The sequence below is a fragment of the Arsukibacterium sp. genome (assembly GCF_041616895.1).
Lineage (GTDB): Bacteria > Pseudomonadota > Gammaproteobacteria > Enterobacterales > Alteromonadaceae > Alishewanella.
This window is the reverse complement of record NZ_JBFJPY010000055.1, coordinates 1-22810: the sequence shown is the minus strand read 5'-3', so window position 1 is coordinate 22810 and position 22810 is coordinate 1. Positions and strand designations below refer to the sequence as shown.

19 protein-coding genes are annotated in these 22810 nt (G+C 50.3%); 10 read left to right on the top strand and 9 right to left on the bottom strand.

The features are described 5' to 3' along the window. Window positions 1–1161 (top strand): S-methyl-5-thioribose kinase (gene mtnK, locus ABY802_RS10590; protein ID WP_372627004.1); only part of this gene is annotated, 1161 nt, incomplete at its 5' end. Window positions 1162–1212: 51 nt separating this feature from the next. Here the strand turns inward: mtnK and ABY802_RS10585 are convergent. Further along, a complete protein-coding gene (locus ABY802_RS10585; RefSeq protein WP_372627003.1) occupies window positions 1213–1812 on the bottom strand; it encodes a redoxin domain-containing protein in 600 nt (199 codons plus the stop codon). Between the two features lie 44 nt (window positions 1813–1856). Then, complete coding sequence (locus ABY802_RS10580) at window positions 1857–3965, bottom strand: protein-disulfide reductase DsbD family protein (protein WP_372627002.1); 2109 nt, start codon at window positions 3963–3965, stop codon at window positions 1857–1859. Between the two features lie 205 nt (window positions 3966–4170). On the opposite strand from ABY802_RS10580, the gene ABY802_RS10575 reads away from it, so the two are divergent. The 3 genes from ABY802_RS10575 (at window position 4171) to msrA (ending at window position 9078) form a co-directional block, all read left to right on the top strand. Continuing rightward, window positions 4171–6411 carry a TonB-dependent receptor gene (locus tag ABY802_RS10575; RefSeq protein ID WP_372627001.1) on the top strand — a complete coding sequence of 747 codons (2241 nt, stop codon included), beginning with the start codon at window positions 4171–4173 and terminating at the stop codon, window positions 6409–6411. A 175-nt stretch (window positions 6412–6586) separates the two neighbouring features. Further along, a complete protein-coding gene (gene ltaE / locus ABY802_RS10570; protein WP_372627000.1) occupies window positions 6587–7663 on the top strand; it encodes a low-specificity L-threonine aldolase in 1077 nt (358 codons plus the stop codon). 89 nt (window positions 7664–7752) lie between these two features. After that, complete coding sequence (msrA, locus tag ABY802_RS10565; protein ID WP_372626999.1) at window positions 7753–9078, top strand: peptide-methionine (S)-S-oxide reductase MsrA; 1326 nt, start codon at window positions 7753–7755, stop codon at window positions 9076–9078. Here the strand turns inward: msrA and ABY802_RS10560 are convergent. Then, window positions 9075–10424, bottom strand: a complete 1350-nt coding sequence (locus tag ABY802_RS10560) for a mechanosensitive ion channel domain-containing protein (protein ID WP_372626998.1) — start codon at window positions 10422–10424, stop codon at window positions 9075–9077. The genes msrA and ABY802_RS10560 overlap by 4 nt on opposite strands. Before the next feature lie 63 nt (window positions 10425–10487). Then, window positions 10488–13118 (bottom strand): phosphoenolpyruvate carboxylase, encoded by a 2631-nt coding sequence (ppc, locus tag ABY802_RS10555; protein WP_372626997.1) that lies wholly within the window; start codon window positions 13116–13118, stop codon window positions 10488–10490. 205 nt (window positions 13119–13323) lie between these two features. Here ppc and ABY802_RS10550 point away from each other — a divergent pair, with 205 nt between their 5' ends. Beyond that, entirely contained in the window at window positions 13324–14061 is a 738-nt protein-coding gene (locus ABY802_RS10550; protein ID WP_372626996.1) for a hypothetical protein, read from the top strand. Between the two features lie 51 nt (window positions 14062–14112). Further along, on the top strand, window positions 14113–15012 hold the full coding sequence (locus ABY802_RS10545; RefSeq protein ID WP_372626995.1) for a surface lipoprotein assembly modifier: 900 nt from the start codon (window positions 14113–14115) through the stop codon (window positions 15010–15012). Here the strand turns inward: ABY802_RS10545 and ABY802_RS10540 are convergent. Next, window positions 14992–16389, bottom strand: a complete 1398-nt coding sequence (locus ABY802_RS10540; RefSeq protein ID WP_372626994.1) for a S8 family serine peptidase — start codon at window positions 16387–16389, stop codon at window positions 14992–14994. The two genes, ABY802_RS10545 and ABY802_RS10540, sit on opposite strands and share 21 nt — an antisense overlap. 124 nt (window positions 16390–16513) lie before the next feature. On the opposite strand from ABY802_RS10540, the gene ABY802_RS10535 reads away from it, so the two are divergent. The 3 genes from ABY802_RS10535 to ABY802_RS10525 are packed head-to-tail and all read left to right on the top strand — an operon-like array spanning window position 16514 to window position 18219. Beyond that, window positions 16514–16999 carry an RNA polymerase sigma factor gene (locus tag ABY802_RS10535; RefSeq protein WP_372626993.1) on the top strand — a complete coding sequence of 162 codons (486 nt, stop codon included), beginning with the start codon at window positions 16514–16516 and terminating at the stop codon, window positions 16997–16999. After that, window positions 16996–17712, top strand: a complete 717-nt coding sequence (locus ABY802_RS10530; RefSeq protein WP_372626992.1) for a hypothetical protein — start codon at window positions 16996–16998, stop codon at window positions 17710–17712. The genes ABY802_RS10535 and ABY802_RS10530 overlap by 4 nt, the downstream gene beginning before the upstream one ends. 15 nt (window positions 17713–17727) lie before the next feature. Beyond that, on the top strand, window positions 17728–18219 hold the full coding sequence (locus ABY802_RS10525) for a hypothetical protein (RefSeq protein ID WP_372626991.1): 492 nt from the start codon (window positions 17728–17730) through the stop codon (window positions 18217–18219). Window positions 18220–18270: 51 nt separating this feature from the next. On the opposite strand, the gene ABY802_RS10520 is transcribed toward ABY802_RS10525, so the two are convergent. Beyond that, on the bottom strand, window positions 18271–19698 hold the full coding sequence (locus ABY802_RS10520) for a diguanylate cyclase (RefSeq protein ID WP_372626990.1): 1428 nt from the start codon (window positions 19696–19698) through the stop codon (window positions 18271–18273). Between the two features lie 165 nt (window positions 19699–19863). On the opposite strand from ABY802_RS10520, the gene ABY802_RS10515 reads away from it, so the two are divergent. After that, the gene (locus tag ABY802_RS10515) at window positions 19864–20580 is read left to right on the top strand and encodes a VC0807 family protein (RefSeq protein WP_372626989.1); all 717 of its coding nucleotides are present in this window, start codon (window positions 19864–19866) and stop codon (window positions 20578–20580) included. Here ABY802_RS10515 and ABY802_RS10510 read toward each other — a convergent pair. The 3 genes from ABY802_RS10510 to ABY802_RS10500 form a co-directional block, all read right to left on the bottom strand. After that, window positions 20567–21409: an ion transporter gene (locus ABY802_RS10510; protein WP_372626988.1), complete on the bottom strand. Its 843-nt coding sequence runs from the start codon at window positions 21407–21409 to the stop codon at window positions 20567–20569. The genes ABY802_RS10515 and ABY802_RS10510 overlap by 14 nt on opposite strands. A 71-nt stretch (window positions 21410–21480) precedes the next feature. Then, complete coding sequence (locus ABY802_RS10505; protein WP_372626987.1) at window positions 21481–22452, bottom strand: integron integrase; 972 nt, start codon at window positions 22450–22452, stop codon at window positions 21481–21483. 100 nt (window positions 22453–22552) lie between these two features. Beyond that, window positions 22553–22810, bottom strand: a 258-nt coding sequence (locus ABY802_RS10500) for a hypothetical protein (RefSeq protein WP_372626986.1), incomplete at its 5' end; no start/stop codon positions are given.

The window sequence follows — 22810 nt, the reverse complement described above, 5'->3', positions numbered from 1 at the left end:
TTTGCTGATCAGCATAGCGAACTGTTTGGCGAGCACAGCAAACTCACGGCCAAAGAGTTTGGTGATGGTAATCTGAACTTGGTATTCCGGGTAGAGAATGATAAAGGCACCTCACTTATTGTAAAGCAAGCGCTGCCCTATGCCCGTTGTGTTGGTGAAAGCTGGCCGCTGACCACCGACCGCGCCCGGATTGAGGCCGAAGTACTAAAAATGCACCAGCGGTTTTGCCCCGAGCATACTGTTGAAGTTCGTTACTTTGACCCGGTAGCCTGCGCCATTTTAATGGAAGATTTGGACGACTACCGGATATTGCGGGCTGAACTGAACGACGGCAAAAAGTTTAACCATCTGGCGCCACAAATGGCCCGCTATCTGGCCAATACCCTGTTTTATACCAGTGACTTTGTGCTGAGCAGTGAAAATAAGAAAGCTGAAGTGGCCCGTTTTTTAAACCCGGAGCTGTGCCTGATCAGCGAAGACTTATTTTTTACCGATCCGTACTGCAATCACGAACGCAATAATATTGAGCCATCGATCCTGGAAAAAGCAAAAACACTGTGGCATGACGATGCGTTAAAAGCCGAAGTGGCCGCATTAAAAGCCAGTTTTCTGAGTAAGCCGCAGGCGCTGTTGCACGGCGATTTACACAGTGGCAGCGTGTTTATTAACAATGATAATTGCAAAGTAATCGACGCCGAGTTTGGCTTTTTTGGCCCGATAGGTTTTGATGTGGGCACCTTACTGGGTAACTTACTGATTAACTATTTAGCCTGCCCCGGTTTACATGACGCAGAAGATAGCGCCAGCCAGCAAGCTTATTTACTGGAGCAAGCCGAACAACTGTGGCTACTGTTCAGTGAGACGTTTACCGAGCTGATGAACCGGGAAACCCAGGACCCTGCCCTGGAAAACAACTTATACCAGCAGCGCTTTTTACAGCAGGTATTCAGCGATGCTGCTGGCTATGCTGGCTGTGAACTGATCCGCCGTACCGTGGGCCTGGCCCATGTGGCAGATCTTGACGGTATCAGTGATGCGGGACTACGGACACAATGCCAGCGCAATACGTTAAAACTGGGACGCGAACTGATTATGCAGCGCTCAGAGTTAAATAATATCAGTCAGTTACTTAACTTAGTCCGTTATCAGCAAGCGGACTAATAGTACCCTTGTCAAAAAGCTCAGCCAGTTAGTACTGGCTGAGCTTTTTTATTAATATTTAACACTGCAACCGTAAGGCCGGGTAACGGCCGGGTCTGGCGTGTTGCCAGCCAGCACGGCTTTAGCTGCATTGGCAAAATATGGGGTGGCTTTGGCAATATCATCCACCTTGGCTGATGGAATACTGTCGATGCCGCCCATATACTGCAACACGCCATTTTTATCTATCACATACATATGCGGTGTGGTTTTGGCATCGTACGCTTTGCCCATGGTGCCACTTTCATCAAACAAAATAGCCGTTGGGCTGGCGTTGCGGCTGCTGGTCAGCTCGGCGGCTTTGGCACTGTTAACATGACCCTGCTTGCCCGGCGCCGAGGAAATAACACTTAGCCAGACCACGTCTTGTGCGGTCATCTCGCTCTGCAAAGCCTGCATATTGCCGCTGTAATGTTTAACCACAAACGGACAGTCGTGATTGGTCCACTCCAGCACCACGTTTTTACCGGCAAAGTCTTGTAAACTATGGCTTTGGCCGCTGGAATCTTTAACGGTAAAATCCGGGGCAGGCTGGCCTACTTGTGGCGCAGCAGCTAAAGTGGCGGCAAACAGCATGGCGCCTGCGCTAACGACTAATTTTGCTAATCTCATTATTATCGCTCCTGTTATGTGTTCAATTATCTGCTGGTTTTAACTTACTGCTGACTCAACGAGTCAAAGGTTTGCCTGAGGGTATCAGGCGTTAAAATTTGTGGCAGCACTTGTGGCGGCTGACCTGGCCAGTACAACACGTAAAGTGGCACACCATCGCGCTGATACTGCTGTAAATACGCAGTAATATCGCTGTCGCGAAGGGTCCAGTCACCTTTTAAATAACTGACATTGTAGTCACGCAATGCCGCTTTACTGCGTTCGGTATTGAGCGCTACACGCTCATTCACCAAACAGGTGATGCACCAGTCGGCGGTCATATTCACCAGTACCGGTTTGTCCTGCTGCCTCAGTTCAGCCAGCTTGTCTGGTGACCAGTTTTGCCAGTGCTGAGCCTGGCTAACCGCTTGCTGGCCATTATTGGCAGCAACTTGCAGTTTAGCGCCCTGCCATAAGGTGACTAAGGCCAGCAGGAACAGCCCCAGCGCAGCAACTTTATTAAACCACGCTGCGCCCAACTGCACCCGCCCCCATAGCCACAACGCGGCGGCAAGCGCCACCATACCCAGCAGCAACAATGCCATAGCATCGATACCGGTCTGGCGGCCAAATACCCAAAGTAACCACACCGCACTTAAATACAATGGCCAGGCCAGCAACTGCTTTAAGGCCTCCATCCAGGCGCCTGGCTTTGGCAGCAATCGTGCCAGAGCCGGAATATACGCCAGCAGCAAAAATGGCAATGCCATGCCCAGACCGAGCGCAGCAAACACCAGTAGTGCTACTTGCGGGCTTTGCGTAACGGCATAACCTAATGCTGTACCCATAAATGGCGCGGTGCAAGGGCTGGCAACCACCACGGCCAGTACACCGGTAAAAAACGAGCCCTTAGCACCACCCCTGGTAGTGAGATGGCCACCGGCATTCATCATACCCAGACCAAATTGCACCACACCCGATAAACTTAACCCCAGTGCTAATAGTAAATAGACCAGCAGCCCGACCAGTAAAGGGCTTTGCAACTGAAACCCCCAGCCAATGGCGTTGCCGGCAGCACGCAGGGCAATAAGTAAACCGGCTAAAAATACAAAGCTAAGCACCACACCTGCGGTGTAAAACAATGCGTCACGACGTTGTTGTTGCCGCTGCTGACTGTTACCGGCAATACTCAACGCTTTTAACGACAACACCGGAAACACGCAGGGCATCAAATTCAGAATAAGACCGCCGCCGCCGGCCATCAGTAAAATTAACCAGAAGCGGTTATTGCTTAAGGTACCACCGGTAACCTGAATTTCAGTGCTGCCGCTTGGTACTGCGTCTTGCTTACGCTGTTGAAAACTAACGCTGTAGCCCTGGCCTGCTGCATCAACCAGTACTATCTCAACCGTAGCAGGCGCCTCAGTAAAATACGTATTCAGTGCTTGTTGTAACAATACACTGCCGTTTTGCGTAACAATTTGCTGGCTGGCAGCATGATCAACCAACTCGCCACCTGCGACAAAAAATGCCACGGGTGGCTGCGGTAATGCAGCAGATAGTTGCGCCGAAAAAGCACCGCCACTAATGGCGTAGTCACCCACTATATCGGTAACGATGGGCAGTGCAGCTCGTGCTGCACTAAATAGTGATTGCTGACTTTCAGCCAGCTCAGTTTGGCTGCCTACCGCCAGTGTTAATTCAAAGCTGGCATCGGCCGGAATACACACCTCTTCGCACACCAGCCAATCAACATCCGCTTTAATGGTCAGCGTATCCTGCGCGTAATCCGCGGGCAGTGTCAGATCGCTAAGTAGCAGAGTCTTGCCGGCAAAACCGTAGTTCACCAGTGGTGGAATAACAAATGCTTCCGGTGTCGGCCATTGAATATCGCCAGTCTGCATAGCGTCTGGTAATTGCCAGCTGATAATGGTGGGCAGGCCCGAGTCGCCGGGGTTTTGCCAGTAGGTATGCCAGCCGGGGTCGGGCTCAAAATGCAACACCACGGCAAAGGTCTGCCCTGGCACCACCGTGCTGTACTCGCTGACCAGCTCTGCTCTGATATGCTTAGCTTGCTGCCAGCCGCTACTGCTAGCCTGTGCCGGAAAACTAGCCAGTATGCTGCTAAGAACAAAAAAGGCACTCAGTAGCAGCGTGCTACGGAATAGGATCATTATGTTACCTCTTTATTGGCATTACGTTATTAAGCCAGTTAAGTTCAGAAAAAGTACGCTGTTCGCGGTTTTATTACGCCAAAAACAGCAAAATTTACGACAAAATGCTATATTAGCATCGCTTTACTATGTGGCTAGTCGTGATCACTCCGGCTTGCCTGAACCCACCCCAGTGATGATATGAAGGTTAAACTTAATGAAAGGCATGAAAAAGTCTGCTCTGAATCTGGCAATCTGCGCCGGTTTGTTTGGCGCTGCAAGTTTTGCTGCGATGGCACAAACTCAGGAAAACAACAGCGAGCAACAAGAAAACAAGCTGGAAACCATAACGATCACAGCCCAAAAACGTACTCAGAGCATCCAGGAAGTGCCTATTTCAGTGGCGACTATAAGCCAGGATCGTTTTAACGCGATTTTTTCAAGCGGCGATGATATCACCGCACTGGCCGTTAAAGTGCCGGGTTTGTATGCTGAAACGTCGAATGGCCGGGCTGCACCACGCTTTTATATTCGCGGTTTAGGCAACACAGATTTTGACTTAGCCGCCTCGCAGCCGGTGTCCATTATTATGGACGAGGTGGTAATGGAAAATGTGATATTAAAAAGCTTTCCATTGTTCGATATGCAGGCAGTAGAAGTGATCCGTGGCCCGCAGGGCACCTTATTTGGTCGCAATACCACTGCCGGTATTATTAAGTTTGATACGGTTAAACCGCGCCAGGAATTTGATGGTTATTTTAAAAGCAGTATCGGTAGCTTAGGTATGCTGAACGTAGAAGGCGCTGTGGGCGGCGGCTTAACGGATGAACTTTCTGCAAGGCTTTCATTAATGTCAAACCACCGTGATGACTGGGTTAGCAATAGCTTTACCGGTGATAAAGACGTGATGGGCGGCTATGACGAAAAAGCCGGCCGGGTGCAGTTTTTATATGAAGGTGCCGGTTTTGATGCTTTATTAAACCTGCACAGCCGTAATTACGACGGTACCTCCAGTTTATTCCGCGCCAATATTTTATCGCCCGGCAGTAATAAGTTGAATGAAAACTATGACCGTGATTCGGTAGCGTATAACGAAGGGCGCAATAACCCGCAAAGCTATGATGCTTGGGGCGGTTCATTGAAAATGGACTTTGAGCTACAGAATATGACCTTAACCACTATTTCTGCTATCGAGAAAGCCGATGGCGGCGGGATTGGTGATATTGATGGTGGTAACCCGACCGGCCCTGACTTTATCTTGTTTCAGGCGGTAACCGAAGATCAGTTAAAAGATTTAGAGCAATACACACAGGAAATTCGCTTAGCCAGTGACACCCGTGATGCGCTAAGTTGGCAGGTTGGTGGTTTCTATTTCGACTCAAGCTTCGGCGTAAACAGTATTGATGGTTACTTTGGCGCGACTGAAGTGTTCCACGGTAATACCAGCTGGGCTCTGTTTGGCCAGAGCTCTTACAAAGTCGACGACAAGCTGGATGTCACTGCCGGTATTCGCTATACCGACGATGAAAAAACCTTTTATGTTGGCGAGCAAAACGTTAACGGTTTTGCACTGGTAACCGGTGATGCAAGAATTCAACAGTATGACCCGATTAAAGTGTCTGACGACCAGATCAGCTGGGAGTTAAGTGCTAACTATCGCCTGACCCCAACCACCAGCCTGTTTGCCCGGGTAGCTGACGGCTTCCGTGCACAATCTATTCAGGGCCGCGACGTGGCATTTGAAAAATCGCCATCAGTGGCTGACTCAGAAACTATCTTGTCTTTTGAAGTGGGTGCCAAGTCAGACTTACTGGATAATACCCTGCGCTTAAACGGCGCCTTGTTTTACTACACCATTGATGACATTCAGCTGTCAGCCATTGGTGGTGAAACGCAGGGTAACCAGCTGATCAACGCTAATAAAGGCGTAGGCTACGGCTTTGAAATTGACTTTGACTGGCGTGCCACGCCTTACTTCACCCTTGGCGGTGGTTTCAGTTATAACAATACTGAGCTGCAAGATGACACCTTAGCAGTGGCCTATTGTGGCGCACTAAATTCAAGCTTCCAACCCTACTGTACGCCTCTGGACCCAAGTGCAGGTGATAATCTGGTATTTATCGATGGCAACCCGTTCCCACAAGCACCGGAAACTATCCTGACCTTAAATGGCCGTTACGATTTCCCTATCGAAAGCGGTGAAATTTATGTCTATGCCGATTACCAACTGCAGGGTGAAACCAACCTGTTTCTGTATGAATCTGCAGAGTTTAATTCCGATAATAACTTCGAGGTAGGCTTAAGGGTGGCGTATATCAACTATGAGCATAACTACGAAGTAGGCTTTTTCGGCCGCAATATTACCGATGAAGACAACCTGAAAGGCGCAATCGACTTCAACAACCTGACGGGTTTTGTCAATGAGCCACGGGTATTGGGCGTCGACTTCCGGATTAACTTCTACTAAGCCGCTTTCGCTTAACAAAAAAACGCCGGGACTTATCCCGGCTTTTTTTATTTGTCCCTTAATATTTCCTGTTGTTTATGCTTTCTGGCGTATCGTTGTTGCTTTTTATCCTGCTGCCGTTTTAGCCTGTACTTATCCGGCAACCCACCTAAACTGACGTAGCAGAGTAAAACCCATGGCCGATTTTCGTAGTGACACCGTAACCCAGCCTTGTACCGCTATGCGCCAGGCAATGCATGATGCTGCTTTAGGCGATGACGTATTTAATGACGACCCTACCACCCTTGAGCTGCAGCGTTATGCCGCTGAGCTGCTGGGCTTTGAAGATGCATTGTTTGCCCCCAGCGGTACCCAGACTAATTTAATTGCGATGATGAGTCACTGCCAGCGGGGTGATGAAGCCATTGTTGGCCAGCAATGGCACACCTATAAATGGGAAGCCGGTGGCATGGCGGTACTGGGCTCTATTCAGCCTCAGCCGCTGGAATTGCAAAACGATGGCACCCTGGCGCTGAGCGATATTGCCGCGGCGATAAAACCGGACGATCCGCACTTTGCCCGCACCCGGCTGATTGTCATCGAAAATACCGTGGGTGGTAAAGTGTTGCCACTGCGCTACATGCGCGATGTTGCTGCTCTTGCCCGCGAAAAAGGCCTGAAATGTCATATTGATGGCGCCCGTTTGATGAATGCCGCCGTTGCCCTGGCAGAAGAGCACCAGTTAAGCCCAAAGCAAATGGCGCGTGAGTTATGTCAGGGCTATGATTCCGTATCGTTGTGCTTATCAAAAGGCCTTGGCTGCCCGGTAGGTTCGTTACTGCTGGGCTCAACAGAGTTTATTGCCCGGGCGAAACGCATCAGGAAAATGCTTGGCGGTGGTATGCGCCAGACCGGTGTCCTCACCGCTGCCGGCTTGTATGCTCTTAAGCACAACATAGACCGGCTGGCCGATGATCATCAAAACGCCCGTTATCTGGCCGACGGCTTAGTGCAACTTGCTGATTCGCACGGCGCGCTGCAAAGCCTTAAGGTGATCGCACCACAGACCAATATCGTATTTACCGACATGAGTCCGGCGCTCGCCGAACAGTTGCTACCTTATCTGGCAGAGCATGGCATCAAGGTTACGGCCAGTCGTTATCAGACAGCGCAACACAGCGCAATGCGCTTGCGCTGGGTCTGCCATCTGGATATCAGCCGCAGTCAGATAGAACACACTCTGGCGTTAGTCGGCGAGTTTACAGTGAAATAAGCAAAGTAACTGAAAGCCTGCGGCCAGCCAACCGGTCTGATGTAGTGAGCTGACGGCGTCAGTAGCCAACGCAATCGCAGGAGCACCTAATGAAATACCTGAGTTTTATTGTCGCACTATTACTAACACTGCTGGTGTTTTCAGCCCTGAATGCGCCTGCACGCGAATTACCTGTCGCCACCTCTGTTAAGCCACAGCAACTGGCGTCTGACATGCCGCTTACAGCCCAGCTGGATACTATCGTATTGGGGTCTGGCTGTTTTTGGGGCGCGGAGATGCGTTATGAAAAACTGCCTGGTGTCATTGATGCCGTATCAGGTTATGCCGATGGTACAGGGGTGGAGCCAAATTATCGGGCTATTACAAAGCGCAGTAACAAAATGAACCCAAATAACCACGCTGAGGTGGTACAGGTAACTTTTAATCCACAACAAATCAGCCTGGAAGCGTTGCTTCAGCATTATTTTGAAAGCCATGATCCTACCCAGCTTAACCGCCAGGGCAATGATATTGGCACCCAGTACCGCTCTATTATTCTGAGCAACAGCCCAGAGCAGCAAGCCCGGGCACAAGCCGTAATGCAGCAATATCAGCCATTGTTAACTGCTGCTGGCTACGGTCAAATCGCTACCCAGTTAAAACCACTTACCGAGTTTTTTCCTGCAGAGCAGTATCATCAGGATTATATTGCCAAAAACCCCAATGGCTACTGCCCGGATCATTCTACCGGCGTGCGCTTTAACCGTGATGCTGCAGCAGAAGTAGCCGCGGTGGATAACAGTGAAATGCAAAACGGTAAGCATATTCTGGTGATAGATTCCGAAAACTACTGCCCTTACTGCGAGAAGTTTAAAGCAGAGGTTGCCAATAGCTATCAGGGTGATATCCCGATGCATTTCCGCTACGCCAGTCAGCTTAAAGGTCTGACTGTGACTTCACCTACCTGGGCTACGCCGACTATCATTTTGCTGGAAGATGGTAAAGAAGTGTTCGCCCGCCAGGGGTTTATGTCTGCCGACGAATTTTATTTGCTGCTGGGTAAATTTAAGTTGGGTGACAGCGAAGCATTTGATGTTGCTTTTGACGAAGGCACTGATCAGCGGTTTTGCAAAGAGTATCAAATATTTAAGAACACCCCTGATGGCGTTTTTGTAGATAAACTCAGCGGTGCAGCCCTTTTTGACACCCGCGATCGGTTCAACTCAAACAGTGGCTGGTTATCCTTTACCAGACCGGTAAAGGATGCGGTGATTGAAAAGCCCGATAATCGTTATGGTATGCGTCGCACCGAAATTCGCGCCAAAGTATCGGGTATTCATTTAGGTCATGTGTTCGGCGATGGCCCCAACGGTCAGCCGCGTTACTGCATCAATGCTACCGTGCTTGATTTTGTACCACGCTCAGAAGCCGGCTAATCTGCCGGTTTGCCGGCCGCTTTATTGCCAGCTGCCGGCAGCAGGTTTTCCTCAGCCGATTGGTTAAGCTCGTCATTCAGCTGTTGCTCAATAGAGGTGTCGGCACTGACATCCACTGCCGCCATCTGTGGTGAGTTGAGCACTGATGCCGCTGACTCAGCTGCAGAGCTTGCAGCACTGTTATGTGCCGCCATATCAACCATATGCAGCCGGTAAATCGGCTCAGGCATTTCAATACCTGCCTGGTCAAAGGCCGTTTTGACCAGCCGGATCGCTTCACTGCGTGCCTTAAGAAAGTCAGTCTGCTGCTGATCAATCCAGGCCAACACTCTTACCGTTACCGCACTGTCACCCAGCTCCAGCACCAGCACCCGCGGCCGGGGCTCGCTTAGAATGCCGGGCATATTGCTTAAGGTGCTGATTGCTAAATCTCTTACCCTCACCAGGTCAAGCTCTACCGAAACGCCAACGTTAAACTCAAACCGGCGCAACGGGTTGCGGGTAAAGTTGGTCATTGGCGAAGTAATGATCTGACTGTTAGGAATTCGTAAATGGTTACCGTCTAATGTCATTAGTACCGTATCGCGTGACGTCAGGCGCATTACTTTGCCGGTCATATCAGCAACCTGAATAAAATCACCTATAGCGAACGGGTTACGGGTACTGAGTAACACACCGGCCAGGTAGTTTTCGACAATATTGCGAAAAGCAAAACCCAGCGCGATACCAATAACCCCGGCAACCCCCAGCATGGCGCTGACTAATGCGGTGGCATCCAGCAACTCCAGCGCAATTAAAATGCCAATACTGGTCACAATTAACCGGACAAAGCGCATTCCCAGGTTAGTAGCCAGTTCACTAAGCCCTACCCGGCGTAGTAAAGCATTTCGCCTGGACAGCCAGCTCCCCAGCAGAGAAAACAGCACAACCGCCAGCACCGCCAGCAATAACAAGGGCAACATTTGCACGGTAGTGGCCAGCATTTCCCGGAATTTTTCGGCGGCGGGCTCCAGGCGCGAGCTTACCGCTAGCTGCTCCTGCAATTGGTTTTGCACATGCACCACCCCTTCCAGTCGGCTGGCAATTGCCGTTAGCTGATTCCTCAGCTGAGCACTGGCTACCTCACCCTGCAACTTGACTACGCCAGCACTGACACTGATCTCCACCTGCTCCAGGCCGTTAATGGCCGCAGTTATCTCACCAAGCCGCGCCGCAATTGCCTGATCCTTGGGTGCATTCACTACTTTTATCTGTGTATCAGGCTGCTCGCTGTCGGCTTGCATCGCAAGAGCTCCAGGGCGACCCAATACACCAATCAGTAGTGCTAGCTTAATCCATTGGTGCATTACGTCTCCAACTTAAGCTTATTTTTAGTACGTTAACTATAGCAGGTTGCTATTTCAGCACTGTTAACCCGAGTTACGCATCCCCGCCGCAATACCGGCAATACTAACCATCAGCGCGCGGCTGATCATCGGGTTTACCCGCTCGGGCTGGTGCCGTACCCGGTGTAACAGTTCAGCCTGCAGAATATGCAGTGGGTCAACATAGGTGTTACGCAGCATTATCGATTCGCGGATCCAGCTCTCTTTGGCCATTAGCGTGTCGCTATGAATCAGCTTTAACAGCAATTGTCGATCGGCGGTTAATTGCGCTCTGAGCTCCTGCCCTAAATGTTTAAACTCGTCCGGTACCAGTACCTTGTCGTAGTAAGCGGCAATATCGACATCCGCTTTTAAAAACACCATTTCCAGCATCGACATCCGGGTCGCAAAAAATGGCCACTGCTGCTGCATTTCATCCAGCAGTGCGGTGTTGTTCTGCTCTGCCACTTTGGTCAGAGCGGAGCCGGCACCCAACCAGGCGGGTAGCATTAAGCGGTTTTGTGACCAGGCAAATTGCCAGGGGATAGCCCGCAGGCTTTCCACGCCGCCAGTAGGGTTGCGTTTCGCCGGCCGGCTACCGAGCGGCAACTGGCCCAGTTCCTGCTCGGGCGTGGCGGCCCGGAAATAACCAACAAAGTCTTTATTGTGGCGCACCACCGCCCGATACGCCTCGCACGAATCATCGGCCAACTGTTGCATTAGCTCACGCCAACGTTGCTTTGGCACTGGCGGTGGTAGCAATAAGCCTTCCAACACGGCACTGGCATACAGTGCCAGGCTGCGCTCTGCTAACTTAGGCAGGCCAAATTTAAAGCGAATCATCTCGCCCTGCTCGGTAACCCGTAAGCCACCAGCCAGTGAACCCGGGGGCTGCGATAAAATTGCCGCATGGGCTGGGCCGCCGCCACGGCCGATGGTACCGCCACGGCCATGAAACAAGGTCAGTTGCACCTTCGCTTGCTGACAAATGGCCACTAACGCTTCCTGCGCGCTGTACTGGGCCCAGGCAGCCGCAAACACCCCGGCGTCTTTAGCCGAGTCAGAGTAGCCAATCATCACTTCCTGCTTACCGTTAATATAGCCGCGGTACCAGTCGATACTCAGCAATTTTTGCATACAACTGGGGGCATTCTGTAAGTCGCTCAGGGTTTCAAACAAGGGGGCCACCGGCATCGGGAAGCTACTGCCGGCCTCTTTTAGCAGCAATTGCACCGCCAGCACATCAGAGGGTTTACCAGCCATCGAGATGACATAGGTACTTAGTGCCTCGCTACCATGACGGGCCACAATATCGCAGGTGTCCAGCACTTCCTGCACATCGTCTGAAGGCTGCCAGTGTTTGGGAAATAACGGCCGGCGGTTGGCCAGCTCTGTCAGTAAAAAGGCCTGGCGGGCACTTTCGTCCCAGGCGCTGTAGTCGCCTAATCCCAGATGCTGGGTTAATTCAGCAAATACCTGAGCGTGGCGGCCGGCATCCTGGCGGATATCCAGCTTTAACAGGGTTAAACCAAAAGCATAAGCGCGGCGAATGGTATCCAGCAACCGGCCATTGGCAATGACGGCCATGCCGCAGTCAAGCAATGACTGGTAACACAGCAACAAGGGCTCAAGCAATTGCTGATTGTGCCAGATTAAATTTTCTGGCCGCTGCAAACGGTCATGTTTCAGTGCTTCGGTCAGCCAATCGCGGCTGCGTAGCAAACCTGCCTGCAATTGGTTCAGCACCAGCCGATAGGGCTCACTGGCCTCACCCGCTGCTGCACGCAGCGCATCGTTGGCCTGAGACATCGATAACTCACTGCTGAGTAAATCTAAATCAGCCGCAAATAAGTCGGCCGCTTTCCAACGGCTTAACAACAGCACCTGCCGGGTGACTTTGGCCGTAACAAAAGGGTTGCCGTCGCGATCACCGCCCATCCAGGATGAAAATTTCACTGGCGCAGCATCCGGGGCCAGGCCTTTGCCGGTAGCGCCCAGCAATTTGTGATCCAGTTCCCGCAAAAAATCCGGTATCGCCTGCCATAACGAGCTTTCAATCACTGCAAAGCCCGATTTAGCTTCATCGACTGGGGTCGGCCGCTGCTCCCGAATTTCATTGGTGTGCCAGGCCTGCGCAATTAACTCGCTGAGCCTTAATTCTACTTTTTGCTGCTCGGCAACGGTTAAATCCTGCTCCAACTCGGTTAAACAGGCGGCAATTTCGGTCAATTTATGAATAAGCGTTCGGCGCGACACTTCAGTGGGGTGGGCGGTCAGCACCAGCTCAATCGATAAATTGGCCACCGCCTCGGTTACTTTGTTGTTATCGAGCTTTTTTTGTTGCAGCAGACTGAACAACTCCTGCAACGGCTCAGGTTTTTCAATACTGGCATGGCCAATCCGGCTGATCGTATGGTGCTGCTCAGCTAAATTAGCCAGATTTAAAAACTGGGCAAAGGCACGGGCGACCGGCAGTAATTCATCGTCGCTTAAGCTGCGCAATACCTGCTTTAATTTATCTGCTTGTAGCTCCTCGCCCTGACGCGCCGCTTTGGAAAGCATCCGAATTTGCTCTACCCGCTCCAGCAGGGCATCGCCCAGCTGGTTACGAATAGTGTCACCCAGCTGGGTACCCAGCAAGCCAACATTGGTTTTTAGTGCAGCGTAATGGTCCATTAGTTTGTCTCCATGGTGACAGATAGCTCTACCCTAGCCTGTTATTTATTGGTACTCAACACTGATAGGTTACCAAAGCAGCAACGAAATTGGTCAGACCAAATTACCAAAAAGAGTTTAGCACTTTTTTTTAATTCATCGGGAATAAAACAACTCGCTGCATCGTTATCGCTATGTCAATCACGACAAAACGAGGAATATGACCATGAAAAAGATATTAACCCCTACTTTACTTGCCTTAGCGTGTTTGTCAGCCTTTGGCCACGCCGCCGATGTTAGCATTGCCGCACAAAGCAATAACAACGTGCAGCTAAACGCCAGTCAGCAGCAGATGGCAAGCAACCCAGTGCAAATATCCGGTTCAGCCAGCAGCAACCAGCAAACCCAAACTCAAGCCAGTGCAGAGCCAGTGTCAATGACCGGCATGGCGGCAGCGGACAATAGCGGCGAAACCAATGCTGCAGCAGATACCGCAGCGCAAGACGAGACAACTGAGATGACACCGGCTCTAGCACAGAGCTCGCTGGCCAGCACCGTTGACACCTCTGCTAGCGCAAGCACCCGCCTGCTAACCAGTATAGCTGACAACAGTGCCTCGCTATTAGCAGAGACTTCAGCGACAGCCGTTGCCGCCCTGGGTAGCGCGGCGGATCTCACTGCAGCAACGGCATCCGCGGTCAGTGCAAATGCTGACGTAGCAAGCACTATTGGCGCTAATGCGGCCAACGCCGTGACTGCTGTTGCAGCGCAAACCAGTAGTGAAGTAGCAGGCGCCGTAACCGCCAACACTGCGGGTGCCGTGCAACAGCAGATTATGACGAGCACCAGCCAACTGCTGCAACAAAGTACGACTGCCGAAGTTGCGCAAAGTGTTACTCAGGCAGTAAACGCCGAAGTGAGCAATACGGTGCGCAACACTATTAATTTATCAACCGGACTGTAATTGCCAGCTGGCGCCGCTAGGGTGGCGCCAGCTTTGGTAAGGAGAGAAATTATGGCGCTTATGCAACGACCTGCAATGATTAGCTCAGCAATAGCCATGTTGTTCAGCAGTTTCTCCAGCCCTGGCGCTGAGACGCTCAGTTATACCGGCAAAGCCCGGGTAGGTGGAGAATACCAGTCCAATGTTAATATCAGTGCGCTGGAGCAGGCCAGTGGCAAGGCTGATACTGCTCGGCTGTTAGAAGCGGAGCTTTCTGCAAGCTGGCAGGCTGGTAAAAAACTGAAACTGGACGCAGGTTATAGTATTCAGGATAAAAATTATCAACAGGCCGATGACTTTAACACCCGTATCCAACTTGCTTATCTGGATGCCAGTTACCAACTGGCCAAACACAGTGTCGGCGCCAATATTTATTATGCTGACGCGACGCTGGATAACGCCGCCTTTCTCACGCTTAATCAAGCAAGCTTTTATGGCATGATCAGTGGCAGCGACAGCTGGTTTATTCGCCCGGCTCTGACGATGGCGGAAAAAAGCTTTGCACAGAATGTTGAGCGCAACGCTGAGACGGTTACCGTCAGTGCGGACAGTTTTTGGTTCTCGGCCTCTGGCCAGCGTTTTTTGTCGGTGGGCATCGTATGGGAGGATGAAAACAGTCGCGATAATGCCTTTAGCTACGCGGCACCAGGTGTCAGAGTAAAAGTCTCAAACCGTTTTAGCCTGTGGCACTATCAGCAGCAACTGCAGCTTGGCGCCAGGTTAAGCCAGCGAGACTATCGCGCGACTGAGCGCTCAGACACTCAGACTGTCATTGAGGCAAGTTGGCAGGTTAACGTTAATCAGCATGTTGCGCTAATAGGCAAGGCGGAACACGGCAACTTCAGCTCTAGCCTGGACAGTGCAGATTACCGGGAAACCCGGACCGCTTTGCTATTCCAGCTGGGTTTTTAGTGGCGCCGCTATCACGCCAAAACCAAATTGAGGATCTTTGCCTGGCCCGCCTAACTCGCGGGCTTGTGCTATTAACGCCAGACGAATTTGCGCTACGCTAAGTTCTGGCTGCTGCGCTCGTAAGCACGCCACTGCTGCACTGACCACCGGGGTTGCGATAGAGGTACCACTTTGCTTAAGCACATCACCGTCTGCCCGCAGTGCCGGTACATGTACCCCCAGCGCAGCAAAATCAATATAATCGCCCTGGTTAGCCCAGCGATACAATTGCCATTGCGGGTCAACCGCTGTTACGGCCAGCACCTCGTTATACGCTGCCGGATATAATGGTGCAGCCGCAGGGCCGCCATTCCCTGCCGCAGCAACCAGCATTACCTGCTGCGCTGCTAACTGACGCACAACGCCAGCCAATACCGGGTTGTCCGGCCCGGTCAGACTCATATTAATCACCCGCACCTGTTGGCTTGCCAGCCAATCTAACGCCTGCACAATATGCGACAGCGTGGCAGATTGCTGATAAAGATTGCTGGAATAAAAAGCACTGGCGCTGTACAGACTTAGCGTTGGCAGCAAGGGTGAATTAACATGCTGCCCCGCCAGCACCCCGGCGATGGCCGTACCATGGCCATAGCTTTGCGCGATATCTGAGGGCAAAAAGTTGCGCTGCTCAATTTTTAACTGTCCGGCTTGTTGTTGCAGTGCCGGATGTTGCAGGGCTATCGCGGTGTCAACCATACCCAGGGTTACCGGCAGCTGGCACATCGCAACATCACCGTATGCTAAGGCCTCTTTGCCAGCAAGTGGCGCCGTGTCTGGCTGGTTTTTTGGCTCGTTTTGTGGCTGATATAGATGGTTTCGCCCGGCCAGGGTAGTTAGTGTCCGGGTTAGTTTAGTATCTAATGCCTTAGCTGAATCCAGTTCTGCAGGCACTTTTATCTTGATCAGCAGTAAGCCAAGAGCGTGTAGTTTATGTTCGCTTTGTACTAAGGCGGGCAACTGTGGCCAGTCGCCAAGCAATTGCTGCCACTCGCTACCACTTAGCAGTAACAGCCATTCCCGCTCTATCGCCCGAAACCCTTGCTCTACTTCCACTTCACGCCAGCTAAGCTCACCGCGTTGGTTTACGATATCCAGAGTTTTTGGTAGCACAGTTAACGGATCGGGTAAGGCCGCCTGCCTGGCTAAATGCTGCGCCAATTGTTGTTGCTGTATCAGCTGTTGTTGCAACTGCTCAGTATTGCGCTGCACCCGATCAGTTACCTGCGGCACAATGTCGGGTAGAACACCAGGTAGTGCATCGGGGGCTAATACCTGACTGAAGCCTTGCTGTGGCATACTAAGCAAAACGGTGATCAATAACAGAGGTGCTTTCATCATATTCCCTGCAACTTAAGTTAAGTAATACAACATTAAACGGCTGGCTGGAAAAAAAATTCCCTCTATGCTGGAATAACTTTCGCTGCTGAGCCGTTATCAGGGTAAACAGGAGTATAACCTAACCATGAAAGCAGAACTAAAACTACTATTGCCCGCCTTGCGCCGCTTTGCTTATTCGTTAACCGGCAGTATGGCCGATGCTGATGACTTATTGCAGAACACCGTGCTGCGACTGCTCGATTCGCCGCCCGCTACCGGTATACCCCTGCCGCAGTGGGCTTTTAAAATATGTCGTAACCTGTGGATAGACGACTACCGGGCCCAAAAAGTCCGGCAACAGGCTGCCACCAAACCTGAATTACAACAGGAAAACTATACCGATGGCGAGCAGGATATGCTGAATGACATTCAGCTATCTGAAGTGAATACCGCAATGGGCACCTTGCCCGACGAGCAACGAGAAGTGTTATCGCTGGTGGCGGTACAGGGCTTAAGCTATGCCGAGGCCGCCACGATACTGGCAATCCCAGCAGGCACTATTATGAGCCGGCTGGCCCGTGCCCGGGTCGCCATGGTTAACGCCCTGCAACAAAAAGGAAGCCTGGCATGAACATAACCGATGAAATGTTATCTGCTTTTTTAGACGCTGCCTTGCCCGAGCTGCAAATGGAGCAGATAAGGCAACAACTTATTGACGATGAACAGCTCACTGAGCGCCTAGCCGAGCTCGCCATGGTGGATAGCATGGTAGTGCAGCACTACCAGCAAATTGATCACAAGCCGATGCCCGCAAGCGTATTGCAACTGTTGGAGACAGAACCAGCAACTGATAGCAATGTTGTGGCATTTCCTTGGTGGCGCCGGGCGCAACAGCAGTTACAGCAACATGCCGCCGCCGTTGCCTGTATTGCTGTTTTTGCAGGTTATGGTGTTGCGCAGCTTGGCGGCCAACCGCCAAGCGCCCCCACCGCCATAGGCCAGAGTGTCGCCGAGCTGTTGAACAGTTCAGCCAGTGGCCAAACCTATGCTATCGCCCAACAGCAATTGACCCCACGGCTGAGTTTTATCAGCCAGGATGGTGATTTCTGCCGCCAGTACAGCCTGCAAGATAACGCGCTGAATACTGAAAATATTGCCTGTCGTAAACAAGGGCAATGGGCGCTGCAAGCTAGCTTAGCCACTGTCCGGCAAGCCGGGGCCGGTAATTATCAAACCGCATCAGGCCCGCAGGCGTTAGACAGTATTTTAGATGAGCTAATGGCCAGTCCACCACTAAGCCTGGCCGCCGAGCAGCAATATTTATCCACGGATAATTCTCTTTAATTACAGAGGTGAAACATGAAGCAACGTACTCAACTTACCAGTTTTTTTATTTTGTGTACTGCGCTGCTGTTAACGGCATGCAGCAGCCAGCCTGATTACCGGCCCGCTAAAGGCAATGGTTACGGTTACAAAGAGCAACAAATCAGTGCGAATTACTACCGGGTAAGCTACAAAGCCCGTGGGGATAACAGCGATGAAGCTAAAGCCTATGCCATGCGCCGGGCTACCGAGCTTACAGCAGCACAAGGCTATGACTGGTTTGTTGTGATGGACAAAGAAACCACAACCGAGCGCCAGCAAGATAACGCTAACCGGTTGGGTGCCGGTTACCAAACCACCGCGGTCAGGGATTGTGGCCTGCTCGGGTGTCGCACTCGCACGGTGCAACAGCCAAGTTACGAAATAGGCGTAACGGCCGGTGGCAAACAACAGGTTGAAGCCGTACTTGAAATCCGTATGGGTAAAGGGGTAATGCCAGACGGAGTCAACAGCTACCCGGCAAGATAAAATAAAGGTAAAGTTAATACCGAACGATGTGGTCGCAGGTCACTCGCGACATTATTGCGTGCCGTCATACAAGATGACGGCATTTTTTCCCTGATGTTTTACCTGATAAAGCGCATTATCAGCACACTTTAATAACGTATCTAATTCCCCCGTTTGCTCTGCGTCAATAACACATACCCCAATACTTACCGTAAACGGCTGCAACGTAACACTATCCGCTGATGGTCTTTCCTGCTCAAACCGCTCAGCCAGTTTTTGTTGGAATCGTTGCAGGGTACTGACCACCTTAGCAGGGTTGTCAAACAGCATGGTTAAACCAAACTCCTCGCCCCCCAAACGGCCAATAATATCTTCTGCCCGAAAAAAGTCTTTCATGCAGCAGGCCAGAAGGTGCAGTGACGCGTCACCTGCGGCATGACCAAATTGATCATTGATGCTCTTAAAGTCATCGACATCAATCATAGCTACCGCCAGGCTTTGCCCATTACGGCGGGTCAGGCTTAAAAAAGAATTGCTCATTTCCAAAAAATAACGGCGGTTGGGGACATCCGTTAACACGTCGTAATACGCAAGACGTTGTAACTTTCTGTTTGCTGCAATCAAGTCAACGGTGCGCTGCCGGACGACATCTTGCAAATTCTCTTTTAATTGTTTTAAATCGCGATTGCGTTTTTCCAGCTGCTCCGCGTAAAAAGTCTGCTCAGTAACGTCACGCTCAATTGCAGCAAAATGAGTAACCTCACCATTGCGGTTTTTCAACGGAATAATGTTCATATCGATAAAGTACGGCTGGCCACTTTTCGTATAATTTAACAATGTCTCGCGTACAGCCTGTTTTTTTTCTAGCGACGTTTTAATTCGGTCCCTGGCAGCTTTGTCAGTAAACTTTCCCTGCAATAACCTTGGTGTATCGCCTATCACTTCTTTTGCGCTGTAACCGGTAAGACGTTCAAACGCGTTATTCACATAAACAATTTTGGGGCCTGATGGCTCTTCAATATCATCCGCTTCGGTAACGATAATAATATCGCCTGCACTTTGTACAATTTGTTCAAACGAAAATAAGCTACCGATATTTTCCAGGGCGTACAATGTGACAACAATAAAAGCCATGCCAGATTCAGATGACTTTTCAATGACCGCATTCACTTTAAACCATTTAGTGTCATCATGTTTAAAATCCAGCACGCCCACCACTTCACCATACAGTGACGACTCCGAGGACTTTACCTTATTGACCGGAAATTCTGATACATGTAACTGTTTGTGATGCTCATCGATAAGATGCCACTGCGGATCTACCGCAACTGACCCTATTAACTGCTCGTAGCTAAGATTTAACATGGTTAGCGCGGTTGGATTGGCATACACCACAGTCGTGTCCCACTGATGCACAATAACGCCGATCCCTGCTGTATCTATCAGCCGGGCAAAATCAATGTTGGCTAACCCTGTGTTGTTATGCTTTAAATGATCCATTGTTGCAACCCGGCAACGTCATGCAACTGACATAACTTAAGGTGTAGTACAAAAAACGCTGGCTGTCAGCTCGCAACCAGTGCTATCTTTTGGCTATTGACAGTGCATGCTGCAGTATTGCTCAACACCATACTGTCGCCAGACTTCTATCCCGGAACCCGTTTAATGACCACACCAGCAAGCAGCTCAACCCGCCCGGTTAAACAAAAAAAATCAGACTTTTTAAGTAACATGATTTTTAATATTGTGGTGCCGGCGGTTATTCTCAGCCGTTTTAGCAGTGAAGACACGCTTGGGCCGGTATGGGGGGTGGTCGTCGCATTGGCTTTTCCACTGCTGTTTGGCCTGTGGGAGCTGGTTAAGCTAGGCAAGGTAAACTTTTATTCAATCCTGGGCATTATCAGCGTACTGCTTACCGGCGGCATCAGCCTGTTGCAACTGGACCCTTCCTATATTGCAATTAAGGAAGCGATGATCCCGGCCATTATTGGTATTGTGGTACTGTTAAGCCAATACACGCCCTTCCCGCTGGTGAAAAAGTTACTGATTAACCCCGAGTTGCTGGATACCGACAAGTTGTATCAGGCGTTAGCACAGCAGCGCAACCGTGAGTTGTTTGAACAACGGGTGGCACGCGCCGGCTATATTGTTGCCGCGGCCTTTTTTGTCTCGGCCACCCTCAACTATGTGCTGGCAAAAGCCATCGTCGTTAGCCAGCCCGGCACCACGGCGTATGCCGAGGAGCTTGGCAGGATGACCTGGCTCAGCTATCCGGTTATCGTACTGCCCGTCATGGTGATGCTGATGGGCGCCATAATTTATATGTTCAGCCAAATCGGCAAACTGACTAAACAATCGTTAGAAGACTTTATTCTGCAGTAGGTTTAGTTGCCTTTATATCAGATCGGAGCGCCGCTAATTCCTGTTGCAACAGCTGCATCTGCAGCAGCAGTTGCTGCTGCGTGGCCTGATCGGCATCATGCTCTTCTTTATGCTCTTCTTCGTGCATGCTTTGCACAGCGTTAACAATAACCGCGATAAACAGGTTTAGCATGGTGAAGGTGGCGATAAGAATAAAAGGCACAAAGAACGCCCAGGCATACGGAAACTGTGCAATAACCGGCCGGGCAATGCCCATTGACCAGCTTTCCAGTGTCATTATCTGAAACAGGGTATATAACGACGCCCCGAGACTGCCGAACCACTCAGGAAAGGCGTCACCAAATAACTTGGTTACCATAACCGCCGCCACGTAGTATATGAGCGCCAGCACCATGGCAATCGACAACATGCCGTTGAGTGATTTAATTAATGCACCAACTATTTTGCGCATGGACGGCACAAAGGTCAGCACCCTTAATACCCGCAGCACCCGTAGCGCACGCAATACAGCAAAAGGCCCGCTGGCCGGCACTAAGGCAATACCCACCACAATAAAGTCGAAGATACTCCAGCCATCTTTAAAAAATGCCAGCCGGTGCACATAAATACGCAGGCCAATTTCCAATACAAACACGGCCAGAATTATTTTATCAAGCAGCAACAGCGTCGGACCGACCGCCTGCATAATGGTGTTAGAGGTTTCCAGCCCCAGTAACACGGCATTAAGCAAAATTAGCGCCAGCAAACTGCGCTGAACACCGCTACGCTGCAAAAAATGGCCTACTTTATGCCGAAAAGAACTTACCCCGGGCAAGCTGTTACTACTCATACCGCACCTCAGAATTAAACTGGCGCTATTGTATGTCAACAGTAACAACCGTCAATCGCTGTTTAGCAAGGTTACAATAATTGCGACAAAGGACTCTTAACACCCGCCGCCCCGCGGTTCAGAACATGGGTGTAAATTTGTGTAGTACGCACATCGGTATGGCCCAATTGCTCTTGCACGGTTCTAATGTCCATACCTGCCTCCAATAAGTGAGTTGCAAAGCTATGCCGAAAGGTATGACAGGTAACACTTTTCGCAATAGCTGCTTTTTTGGCTGCGGCGCGCACTGACTTTTGTAAACCGGACTCATCAATATGATGTCGTCGCAGAGAACCAGATTGCGGATCAATACTCAATCGGGAAGACGGGAATAAATACTGCCACCCCAGCTCTTTGGGTGCTGCGGGGTATTTTCGTGCGAGGGCAAAGGGCAGCCAGACTCCGGCAAAGTCAGCCGTTTGCATGTCTTGTTGATAAAAGGCATCAACCAGACTAATTTGACGTTTCAGTGGTTCAATTAGCTCCGGTGCCAGTGTTACCCGTCTGTGCTTGCCGCCCTTACCATGCCATATCATCAGTGACAGATAGTCAAAATCTATAGCATTTACTCTTAACCGCACCGCCTCCATTAAGCGCAAGCCACTTCCATAAAGCAATTGTGTTAACAAAACATATTGCGGATCAATAACACTTAATAGTTGTTTAACCTCAGTTTTTGTTAATACTACAGGCAACTTTCGCGGTTTAGCAGCCTGATTAAAATTAAGGTTTAAGCCCAGTGGTTGCTGCAAAACCTCTTTGTAAAGAAAATTTAAAGCATTCAGTGCCAGCGCCTGTGTCTGCACTGCTACATTATGTGTTACCGCCAGATACGTTAAAAATTGTTCTACATGCTCATTGCTTAAATTCTTTGGGTGCTGTTTTTTATGAAATAAAATATAGGCCTTAATCCAGTGCAAGTAAGTTTCAATAGTGCGCTTAGCATAGCGTCGCTTATACATCTCTTCTGCGACATATTGTAAAAATGGCGATGAACCCGACATAGCAGACCTTCCAAATAAAAAGCACTGTTTAAGTATACAGTTATTTTTAAATTGTCAAGGCCTCTTGTTAGACGGAAATTTCCGTATTTTCTACCAGGTGTCACGCAGCACTAACTTCAACCAGTTGTAAACTTTTTAAATTCCAAGTAATGTTTCGCGCTATTAATTTACAAAAGCGGAAAAATCCGTGTTTAAATACGGATTTTTCCGCCCAATAAGCGTTATAACTCACGGAGAGTAAATTGAAAGACTCGCTTTTTTTAACAATTGTCGCTGGTGTCAGTGTATTTGTGCTGGGGCAGTTTTTTCTGAAGCTGATTCTTGATCCCATAGTTGCATTCAAAACCGTTTTAGGTGA

Bases quoted from the DNA above. Each gene is read 5' to 3' on its own strand.
- msrA (WP_372626999.1), top strand. From the start codon at position 7,753: ATGAAATACCTGAGTTTTATTGTCGCACTATTACTAACACTGCTGGTG.
- ABY802_RS10520 (WP_372626990.1), bottom strand. From the start codon at position 19,698: ATGGATCATTTAAAGCATAACAACACAGGGTTAGCCAACATTGATTTT.
- ABY802_RS10515 (WP_372626989.1), top strand. From the start codon at position 19,864: ATGACCACACCAGCAAGCAGCTCAACCCGCCCGGTTAAACAAAAAAAA.
- ABY802_RS10540 (WP_372626994.1), bottom strand. From the start codon at position 16,389: ATGATGAAAGCACCTCTGTTATTGATCACCGTTTTGCTTAGTATGCCA.
- ABY802_RS10510 (WP_372626988.1), bottom strand. From the start codon at position 21,409: ATGAGTAGTAACAGCTTGCCCGGGGTAAGTTCTTTTCGGCATAAAGTA.
- ppc (WP_372626997.1), bottom strand. From the start codon at position 13,118: ATGGACCATTACGCTGCACTAAAAACCAATGTTGGCTTGCTGGGTACC.
- ABY802_RS10535 (WP_372626993.1), top strand. From the start codon at position 16,514: ATGAAAGCAGAACTAAAACTACTATTGCCCGCCTTGCGCCGCTTTGCT.
- ABY802_RS10530 (WP_372626992.1), top strand. From the start codon at position 16,996: ATGAACATAACCGATGAAATGTTATCTGCTTTTTTAGACGCTGCCTTG.
- ABY802_RS10505 (WP_372626987.1), bottom strand. From the start codon at position 22,452: ATGTCGGGTTCATCGCCATTTTTACAATATGTCGCAGAAGAGATGTAT.
- ltaE (WP_372627000.1), top strand. From the start codon at position 6,587: ATGGCCGATTTTCGTAGTGACACCGTAACCCAGCCTTGTACCGCTATG.
- ABY802_RS10550 (WP_372626996.1), top strand. From the start codon at position 13,324: ATGAAAAAGATATTAACCCCTACTTTACTTGCCTTAGCGTGTTTGTCA.
- ABY802_RS10585 (WP_372627003.1), bottom strand. From the start codon at position 1,812: ATGAGATTAGCAAAATTAGTCGTTAGCGCAGGCGCCATGCTGTTTGCC.
- ABY802_RS10580 (WP_372627002.1), bottom strand. From the start codon at position 3,965: ATGATCCTATTCCGTAGCACGCTGCTACTGAGTGCCTTTTTTGTTCTT.
- ABY802_RS10525 (WP_372626991.1), top strand. From the start codon at position 17,728: ATGAAGCAACGTACTCAACTTACCAGTTTTTTTATTTTGTGTACTGCG.
- ABY802_RS10575 (WP_372627001.1), top strand. From the start codon at position 4,171: ATGAAAAAGTCTGCTCTGAATCTGGCAATCTGCGCCGGTTTGTTTGGC.
- ABY802_RS10560 (WP_372626998.1), bottom strand. From the start codon at position 10,424: ATGCACCAATGGATTAAGCTAGCACTACTGATTGGTGTATTGGGTCGC.
- ABY802_RS10545 (WP_372626995.1), top strand. From the start codon at position 14,113: ATGGCGCTTATGCAACGACCTGCAATGATTAGCTCAGCAATAGCCATG.